Consider the following 8,419-nt stretch of genomic DNA (forward strand, 5'->3'; position numbering starts at 1 on the left):
TCAGGCAACGTTCAGCGGCCTCACAGCAGCTGTTAACACGGACCTAACCTGAAGGCGCTGCCCCCTGTAACACGCCGGCTCCTACTCTTGGAGGGCGGCGCGCTTCCACCGGACAGACACCTGGAAACGCGGCTGCACAGGTCTCGCGTACCCACCAGTTCCCGACCAGCCCAAAGCGGCTGGTCCGTCCCGGAATGGAGCCGCACATGGACTCTGGAAACACCGCCTGGCTGCTGGCCAGCGCCGCTCTCGTCTGCCTGATGATTCCCGGTATTGCCTTCTTCTACGGCGGCATGGTGGGGTCGCGCCGGATCCTGAACATGATGATGATGTGTTTCGGCAGCGCGAGCCTGGTTGCCATCCTCTGGGTGCTGTTCGGGTACTCGGCCGCTTTCGGCAACTCGCTCGGCTCCCTGGGCCTGCTGGGGAACCCGGTGGAGTTCTTCGGGCTGGAGGAGTTGCTCACTGAGGATCCGGCGGCCGCGCTTCCGGGAGCCCTGTTTGCCGTCTTCCAGCTGATGTTTGCCTGCGTCACCACTGCCCTGGTGGCAGGGGCGGCAGCGGGTCGGATGAAGTTCGGTGCCTGGATGGTGTTCGCCGGTCTCTGGGCTGCACTGGTCTACTTTCCGGTCGCCCACTGGGTCTTTGCCTTCGACAATGAGGACGGCACCGTGGTGGGCGGGTGGATCGCCAACACGCTCGGAGCCATTGACTTCGCCGGCGGAACCGCCGTCCATATGAACGCCGGTGTTGCCGCCCTGGCACTGGCACTGGTCCTCGGCCGCAGCAGGGGCTGGCCGCAGGTGGTCAGCCGGCCGCACAACCGTCCGCTCGTGATCCTGGGCGCCAGCCTGCTCTGGGTGGGCTGGTACGGCTTCAACGCCGGCTCCGCCCTGAGCGCAGGACACACTGCCGCCGTCGTCTTCCTGAATACTGCCGTGGCTGCTGCCGCCGGACTGCTGGGCTGGGCCCTCATGGAGCGGCTGCGCCTTGGCCGGTCCTCCACCCTGGGCGCTGCCTCCGGACTGATCGCCGGGCTCGTGGCCATCACTCCGGCCTGCGGGGCCGTCAGTCCGCTCGGAGCTGTGGCCATCGGCGCCATCGCCGGGCTGGTCTGCTCCCTCGCCATCGAGTGGAAGTTCCGCCTGGGGTATGACGACTCCCTCGACGTCGTGGGCGTGCACCTGGTGGGCGGCATCATCGGCACCCTCCTGATCGGCTTCTTCGCCACGGACGCCGCTCCGAACGGGGTCAGCGGGGTCTTCTACGGCGGCGGATGGGGGCAGCTGGGGATCCAGGCCATTGCGACCGTCGCGGTACTGGCCTACTCCTTCATCCTGACCTGGGCCATTGCCAAGGCCCTGGACCTGGTGATGGGCCTCCGCGTTCCCGAGGAACATGAGCTCCAGGGCATCGACCTTGCGGCCCACTCGGAATCGGCGTACTTCAACGATGACGAGCCGGCTGAACTGGGGGCACCTGCACGCCAGTAGCCCGCAGCCGGGAAAGGCGGCGCCTCCTGTCCGGGGACGCCGCCTTTTCCGCGGCCGCTGACACAATCGCCAGGAAACGCAAAGATGTTGAACATCACCGGCGAAGACGGAAAGCTGGGAGCTCCAGCATCTTCGACTAAGGAAACCGACATGGCCACGATCGACCTGAATGCCGACGTCGGGGAATCTTTTGGCCGCTGGTCCCTCGGGGATGACATGGCAATGATCAGCGCCGTTTCCAGCGTGAACGTTGCCTGCGGTTTCCACGCGGGGGACGCCGGCACCATGTACGCCGCCTGCATCGCTGCGGCCGGCGCCGGGACCGCCGTCGGCGCCCATCCCGGTTACCGCGACCTCTCAGGTTTTGGCCGGCGGGCCCTGGACGTGGAGCCCGCCGAACTCACCGGCGAGATCATTTACCAGATCGGCGCACTGCAGTCCCTGGCCCTGGCAGCCGGGACGCGGGTCAGCTACGTCAAGCCGCACGGCGCCCTCTACAACACCATCGCCGTGGACCCGCGCCAGGCCGGCGCGGTGATCGACGCGGTGTGCGCAGTGGATCCCGGACTGCCGCTGGTGGTCCTGCCGGGCTCCGTGGTTGAACGCCTGGCTGCCGGTGCCGGATTGCGCACTATAGCCGAAGCGTTTGCCGACCGCGCCTACAACCCCGACGGCACACTGGTCTCCAGGACGGTTCCCGGAGCCGTGCTCGAGGACCTCGGTGAAATCACCGACCATGTCCTGAGGCTCGCGCTGGACGGCAAGATCCAGGCCGTGGACGGCACCGTCATTGATGTCGCCGCCGAGAGCATCTGCGTCCATGGCGACACCCCCGGGGCGGTGGCCATGGGCCAGGCCGTCCGGGTTGCCCTGGAAGAAAACGGCGTCGATGTTGCCAGCTTCACCTGAATCCGGGATCTCTTCCCCGGGCCTGACCGTGCGGCGGGCCGGGGAACGTGCCCTGCTCGTCGAGCTCGACGGGCCCGAAGGGGCCGCTGCCCTGCACTCCCGCCTGCAGACAGACCCGCTTCCCGGGCAGACCGGGCTTGTTCCGGCCGCCCGCACCGTGCTGGTCCGCCTGGCGACCCCGGCGCAGGCCCGGCAGGCGGCGAGCCTGCTCGCCCGGCTGGAGCTCCGTGCCGCCGACCGTACCGGCCCGGCAGGACTGGTGGAACTGGAAACGGTATACGACGGCGAGGATTTGGCTGAGGTTGCGCGCCTCACCGGACTCGGGTCCGCCGATGCCGTCGCAGAGGCACACAGCGCCGCCGTCTGGACCGCGGCCTTTTGCGGGTTCGCTCCGGGCTTCGCATACCTGACCGGGGGTGACCCGCGGCTGGCCGTTCCCCGGCGCGCCGAGCCGCGAACCGCCGTCCCGGCCGGAGCCGTTGCACTGGCCGGCGCCTACTCCGCTGCGTACCCCGGCTCGTCCCCGGGCGGATGGCAGCTGATTGGCCGGACGTCGGCGCCGCTGTGGGATCTTGACCGTGAACAACCCGCCCTGATCAGCCCGGGGGCGACGGTACGGTTCCGGCGGGTGCGGGAGCAGCTTGCCCTCCGGACGCGCCCTGCTGCGGCCCGGGACACTGCCCAGGACACCGCCGCTGAACCTAGGCGCGGGGCACGCACCGCCGCCGGGAATCCCTTCCCGCTGCCCGCCGCCGTCGTTCTTGATCCCGGTCCGCAATCCACGATCCAGGACCTGGGCAGGCCCGGCTACAGCCACGTTGGCGTCGGCCGCTCCGGCGCTGCCGACCGCTCCGCCCTGGTCCGCGCGAACCGGATGGTGGGCAATCCTGCCGGAGCGGCCGGCCTGGAAGTCCTGTTCGGCGGGCTGCGGCTGCGGGCAGGGCGGGATCTGGTGGTGGCCGTCACCGGAGCCTCAGCTCCACTGGCACTGCATGCTGCCGACCGGCCAGAGCGTCCGGCGCCGTTCGATGCCCCCTTCCTGCTGAGGTCGGGCGAGGTCCTCTCGCTGGGCCTTCCGGCAGCCGGGCTGCGCACGTACCTTGCCCTCCGCGGCGGCCGGGCCGGCCAGGCGGTGCTGGGCAGCCTGTCGACGGACACACTGGCGGGCCTGGGGCCTGCGGGACTCACGGCAGGATGCGGACTCAGTGTGGGGCCGGAGCCCGGAACCGCCGTCGGCCTGCCCGAGGCAGCTCCTCCGCTTCCCGGGGCGGAGACGGAAGCGGAGACGGAAGCGGGGGCCGGGACGGGATGGGAGGCTGAAGCCCAGCTGCGCTACGTTCCCGGGCCGCGGGAGGACTGGTTCGACGCCGCCGGACTGGACGGGTTCATGTCCCGGACCTGGACGGTGGCGCAGGACTCGAACCGCGTCGGCGTCCGGTTCTCCGGTGAGCCGCTGACCGGGCGGCGTGCCGGGGAACTGGAGAGCGAAGCTGTGCTGCCCGGCTCGGTCCAGGTCCCACCCTCGGGCCTGCCGATCCTCTTCCTTGCCGATGCTCCGGTAACGGGCGGGTATCCCGTGATCGGCGTCGTCCTGCAGGCGGACCTGGACCTGGCTGCCCAGCTTCGGCCCGGCACGCCGGTCCGGTTCGTCCCTGTCCTTGGGGAGCTACGGGGCTAGGCCTTCCTCCTGGCCCAGGTAGGTCTGAAGGAGCTCGCGGGCGTGCTGCGTGGCGGGCCCCTCCTTCACCAGCGCGTCCATCATCGACTGGCCCTGTTCCTTTCCTGCCGGGAACGGCGGCAGCAGCGGAACGTCCGGATCGGACATCACTTCGATCAGCACCGGCCGGTCCGCGTCCAGCGCCGCATCCCACGCCGCCCCCATCTTCGCGGGATCATCCACCCGGATCCCCTGCAGGCCGAGCAGCTCGGCGTACCGCGCATAGGAGAAGTCAGGGAGCGCCTGGCTTTGGTCGAACCGGGGATCCCCTTCCATCTCGCGCTGTTCCCAGGTGACCTCGGCGAGTTCGCCGTTGTTGAGCACCATCACCACGAAGCGGGGATCCGCCCAGTCCGGCCACAGCCTGCTGACAGTGATCAGCTCCGCCAGACCGGCCATTTGCATGGCGCCGTCACCGGACAGCGCGATGACCGGACGCTCCGGATCGGCCAGTTTCGCCGCCAGTCCATAAGGAATGGAGCAGCCCATGCTGGCAAGGGTGCTGGAGAGGTGCGCCGGGACTCCGGCAGGAAGGCGCAGCTGCCGCGCGTACCAGTACACAACGCTGCCGACGTCGACAGCCACCTGTGCGTTGCCGGGCAGCCGGCCGCTGAGCTCACGCACGGCGAGTTCCGGGTTCACCGGCCGGGCGGGGGTTCCGGCGCGCTCGGCGGCGAGCCGGTGCCAGTCCTGGACAGCCTCTTCGACCCGGGTCCGCCACGCTGATTCCGGGCGCGCCTCCACCAGCGGCAGCAGCGCCTCCAGGCTGGCGGCCGCCTCTCCCGTGACCGCGGCTTCCACCGGATACCGGTTGCCGATGGCCGCAGCGTCAATGTCGATCTGGACGGCCCGCGCGGCACCGGGCGGCGGATAGAACTCCGTCCACGGGTCATTCGAACCCACGATCAGCAGGGTGTCGCACTCCCCCAGCACCACCCCGCTGGCGCTGGTGCCCAGATGCCCCATCACGCCGGCGGCCAGTGGATGCGACTCATCGACATAGGGCTTCCCCATGAGGGACGTGGTGATGCCGGCGCCGATTTTCTCTGCCAGTGCCTTGACCTGCGGCCAGGCTTCGCGCGCACCTTGACCGACCAGGAAGCCGACCCGGGCGCCTTCGTTGATCACCGCTGCCGCAGCTTCCAGGTCTGCCTGCCCCGGCACCAGGTGGGGCGGGCTCCAGACGGGAGCGGTGGTGATGACGCCGTGTTCGTGCTCCAATTCCGGCGCCGGCGCCTGCTGGACATCATGCGGGATGATGACGACGGCGGGTCCCCGGTCCGCGAGCGCGGCCTTGAACGCCCGGTCCAGCACCAGCGGTATCTGCTCGGGGCTGTTGACCTGCTGGCGGAACGAGGACGCGACGTCGCGGGTGAGGTTCAGCAGGTCGATTTCCTGCATGTACGCGGAGCCCAGGACGGTCCGGGACTGCTGGCCGATGATGGCGACCACGGGCACACTGTCCATCTTGGCGTCATAAAGCCCGTTGAGCAGGTGCACGGCGCCGGGGCCCTGCGTGGAGAGCATGACCCCCACCCCGCCGGTGTACTTGGCGTGCCCAACAGCCATGAACGCAGCGTTCTCTTCATGCCGCACCTGCACGAACCGCGGTGCCCCTGAACGACGGAGGGCCCCCAGGACCGTGTTGATTCCGTCTCCGCTGTAGCCGAAGATGCGCTGCACCCCCCAGGCCTGGAGCCGGTCAACAATGACATCAGCGACGAGCCGCTCTCCCATAAAAGCCTCCTGTAATCAGCATGCTTACGGTAAGGCACCACTATTCCATTGAGTCCTGCGGACGTAAAAGCCCGGAGACCCCGACGGCCAGTCACAGTGAGTGGCACCCGTCACATGTGGCTTACTCTTGAGGCACTGCCCATTCCGCAACAACGACACCCGACTGGAGGTGCCGGTCATGCCTGTTTCCACCCCGCCGACCCACGGCGGACCAGTTCTCCGTGCCCCGGCCGGAGACTGCCGCACCAGCCGATTCTCCACAGCGCAGGCACCACTGGCCCAGAGACTGGATCTCTGGGAGGAATACAATGAGCAAGCCCTCTTCGGACTGCGGTGCAGCACACTCTCAGAGCGGAGCCTGCTGGCCACCCAGACCAACCTCGAGCTGGGCCGAATCCGCCTGACCCACATCAGCGGCAACGACCATGTGATCGAACGGGCACCGGAGAACATCCGCAGGAACCCGGTGGACGCGGTAATGCTCTGCCTGCTCCTCGAAGGGAAGGCATTTTTCTACCACGATGCCGGATGCGAGACCCTGACCGCCGGCGAAGCCGTTGTCTACGACGCCAACCGCCCCTTTATGTACGGGTTTTCCACGGACATGCGGCAGGTCATCATCGAGGTCCCCCGCACTGTCCTGCGGGAACTGGAGGTCCGCGAAGAGTATTTCAAGCCCCGCGTGCTGCACATCGCAGGCTCCCCCGCCGCCACGCACGCTGCGGCCACCGCCACCGCGGTCCTCGGCGCCTTCCGGAACCCGGCCGAGGATACCGCCGAACTCGAAACGAATGTCCTGGAGCTGTTTTCCCTTGTCACCGGCGATCCGGGAGCGGCGCCGTCGCTGGCCTACCTGGCAGCCGCACGCGGCTACATCCGGGCCAACCTGGGCAGTCCGGACCTGTCCCTTGCACGGGTGGCACGAGCCGTCGGCATCAGCGAACGCCACCTGACCCGGGTCTTCACTGACGCCGGCACCACCCCGGCAAAGTACGTTTTGGAAACCCGGCTGGCCCGTGCCCGTGAGCTCCTGGCAGCTCCCGGCCTCGCAGCCGCCTCCATCACCGAGGTGGCGGCTTCGGTGGGATTCGTCTCCGCCGCGCACTTCTCCCGCACTTTCCGCCACCAGTACGGCTGCACACCCCGGGAAGCGCGGCATTTTCCCCCGGGCTCCCCTGACGCCGGGCCGGCCTAACAGCGGAACGGGCATGGTCCCGGCTAGCGGGAAACCAGCCAAAGCCGGTGCCCTTGCCGGTTCCGGACATCGGATTGCCTGATCCGGACAATGCCTTCAGCCGACGCCTGAGCGGCGGACACAGTGGGATCTACATCACACCCAGTGTCATTCCGAAAGGCTCCCGACACCATGAAATCCTCTTCCCGCCACCTGCTGGGACTGCTCGCAGTTCCCGCGCTGGCTCTTTCCCTCGCCGCTTGCGGCGGCTCCGGCGACGCCGCATCGACCTCCGAAGCCACGGCCGGTTCCGCTGCAGTGGACACTGCAGCCCTTGAGACCATGCTCGCCGACTTCCAGAAGCCCCTCGAAGAAGAGGTGCCCACGGACTCAGCTCCCATCGCCGAGGGCAAGAGCATCGTCGTGATCCCCTGCACCTATTCCTCCGAGGCCTGCGCCCGCGGTGCGGATGCAGCCATGGAAGCTGCCGGTTCCCTGGGCTGGGAGACCCGCATGATCGATCCCGCCGGTAATCCGGAAAAGGCACGCCAGGCGGTCGAGCAGGCAATCCAGCTCGACGCTGACGGCATCATTTTCACCGCAGCGGTTGGCGACCAGATCGAAGGCGCCCTGCAGCAGGCCCGCGACGCCGGGATCTTCCTGGTCAACAGCATGTCCCCGGCCGATGACCGCTTCGACGTCGAAGTTGTCCCGGACGAAGACGTCTCCGGCAAGATGATGGCCGCCGCCATCGCCAACGACAGCAACGGAGAGGCCAAGATCCTCGTCACCACGGATCCGGCGTTCCCCTCCATCACCGCCCGGACCGAGGCGTTCACCAAGTGGCTTCCCGAGCTCTGCCCGGGCTGCGAGATCGTCGAAACCCTCGAGACCCAGATGTCCCAGCTGCAGTCGGGCCTGCCGCCGCAGATCCAGGCGACCCTGACCGCGAACCCGAACATCAACTACATCTGGACCCACACCGGAGCTGCTGTCGTCTCCAGCCAGGCAACCGTGGCACGCAGCGCCAACGGTGACACGATCAAGATGGTTTCCTACGACGGAAACTCTGCAAACCTGGCGCTGATCAAGGACGGCAAGAGCCAGTTTGCCGACGTCATCAAGCCCATGGAGCACACCGGCTACCTCTCCGTCCACGAGATGAACAAGCTGTTCGCCAACGGTGCCAGCGGCCACCAGATCATCGAGATGCCCAAGCGCCTCGTTGTTGCAGACACGCTGCCCGAACTGCCGTGGACCGGTGACTCCGACTGGAAGTCATCCTTCACCAAGATGTGGGAGAACGCGGGCTAGTTCCGCGGCACCCACAGCGGGGGGGGGCGCGAACGGGGGGGGCCCCGCCCGCAACACCCCCCCCCCCCCCCCCCG

The 8,419-nt window shown here is 68.2% G+C and carries 6 protein-coding genes; 5 read left to right on the forward strand and 1 reads right to left on the reverse strand.

Annotation, left to right across the window (positions count from 1 at the left end):
• Window positions 1-206: 206 nt before the first annotated feature.
• From TVB01_RS14630 to TVB01_RS14640, 3 genes are all read left to right on the forward strand, one after another.
• On the forward strand, window positions 207-1,493 hold the full coding sequence (locus tag TVB01_RS14630) for an ammonium transporter (RefSeq protein ID WP_422456638.1): 1,287 nt from the start codon (window positions 207-209) through the stop codon (window positions 1,491-1,493).
• 150 nt (window positions 1,494-1,643) lie between these two features.
• On the forward strand, window positions 1,644-2,402 hold the full coding sequence (locus tag TVB01_RS14635; protein WP_422456643.1) for a LamB/YcsF family protein: 759 nt from the start codon (window positions 1,644-1,646) through the stop codon (window positions 2,400-2,402).
• Entirely contained in the window at window positions 2,383-4,080 is a 1,698-nt protein-coding gene (locus TVB01_RS14640) for a 5-oxoprolinase/urea amidolyase family protein (RefSeq protein WP_422456639.1), read from the forward strand. Before TVB01_RS14635 ends, TVB01_RS14640 begins: the two co-directional genes overlap by 20 nt.
• Here TVB01_RS14640 and TVB01_RS14645 read toward each other — a convergent pair.
• Window positions 4,069-5,856, reverse strand: a complete 1,788-nt coding sequence (locus tag TVB01_RS14645; RefSeq protein ID WP_422456640.1) for a thiamine pyrophosphate-requiring protein — start codon at window positions 5,854-5,856, stop codon at window positions 4,069-4,071. The genes TVB01_RS14640 and TVB01_RS14645 overlap by 12 nt on opposite strands.
• 178 nt (window positions 5,857-6,034) lie before the next feature.
• On the opposite strand from TVB01_RS14645, the gene TVB01_RS14650 reads away from it, so the two are divergent.
• Together TVB01_RS14650 and TVB01_RS14655 are read left to right on the forward strand one after the other, a co-directional pair.
• Window positions 6,035-7,051 carry a helix-turn-helix domain-containing protein gene (locus TVB01_RS14650; RefSeq protein ID WP_422456641.1) on the forward strand — a complete coding sequence of 339 codons (1,017 nt, stop codon included), beginning with the start codon at window positions 6,035-6,037 and terminating at the stop codon, window positions 7,049-7,051.
• Between the two features lie 171 nt (window positions 7,052-7,222).
• Window positions 7,223-8,344, forward strand: a complete 1,122-nt coding sequence (locus tag TVB01_RS14655) for a sugar ABC transporter substrate-binding protein (protein ID WP_422456642.1) — start codon at window positions 7,223-7,225, stop codon at window positions 8,342-8,344.
• The last annotated feature ends 75 nt before the right edge of the window (window positions 8,345-8,419 follow it).

The sequence above is a fragment of the Arthrobacter sp. 7Tela_A1 genome (assembly GCF_049311065.1).
Taxonomy (GTDB): Bacteria; Actinomycetota; Actinomycetes; order Actinomycetales; family Micrococcaceae; genus Arthrobacter_B.

Excerpts from the sequence above, each read along its gene's own strand:
- TVB01_RS14630 (WP_422456638.1), top strand. The coding sequence starts at position 207 with ATGGACTCTGGAAACACCGCCTGGCTGCTGGCCAGCGCCGCTCTCGTC.
- TVB01_RS14635 (WP_422456643.1), top strand. The coding sequence starts at position 1,644 with ATGGCCACGATCGACCTGAATGCCGACGTCGGGGAATCTTTTGGCCGC.
- TVB01_RS14640 (WP_422456639.1), top strand. The coding sequence starts at position 2,383 with ATGTTGCCAGCTTCACCTGAATCCGGGATCTCTTCCCCGGGCCTGACC.
- TVB01_RS14645 (WP_422456640.1), bottom strand. The coding sequence starts at position 5,856 with ATGGGAGAGCGGCTCGTCGCTGATGTCATTGTTGACCGGCTCCAGGCC.
- TVB01_RS14650 (WP_422456641.1), top strand. The coding sequence starts at position 6,035 with ATGCCTGTTTCCACCCCGCCGACCCACGGCGGACCAGTTCTCCGTGCC.
- TVB01_RS14655 (WP_422456642.1), top strand. The coding sequence starts at position 7,223 with ATGAAATCCTCTTCCCGCCACCTGCTGGGACTGCTCGCAGTTCCCGCG.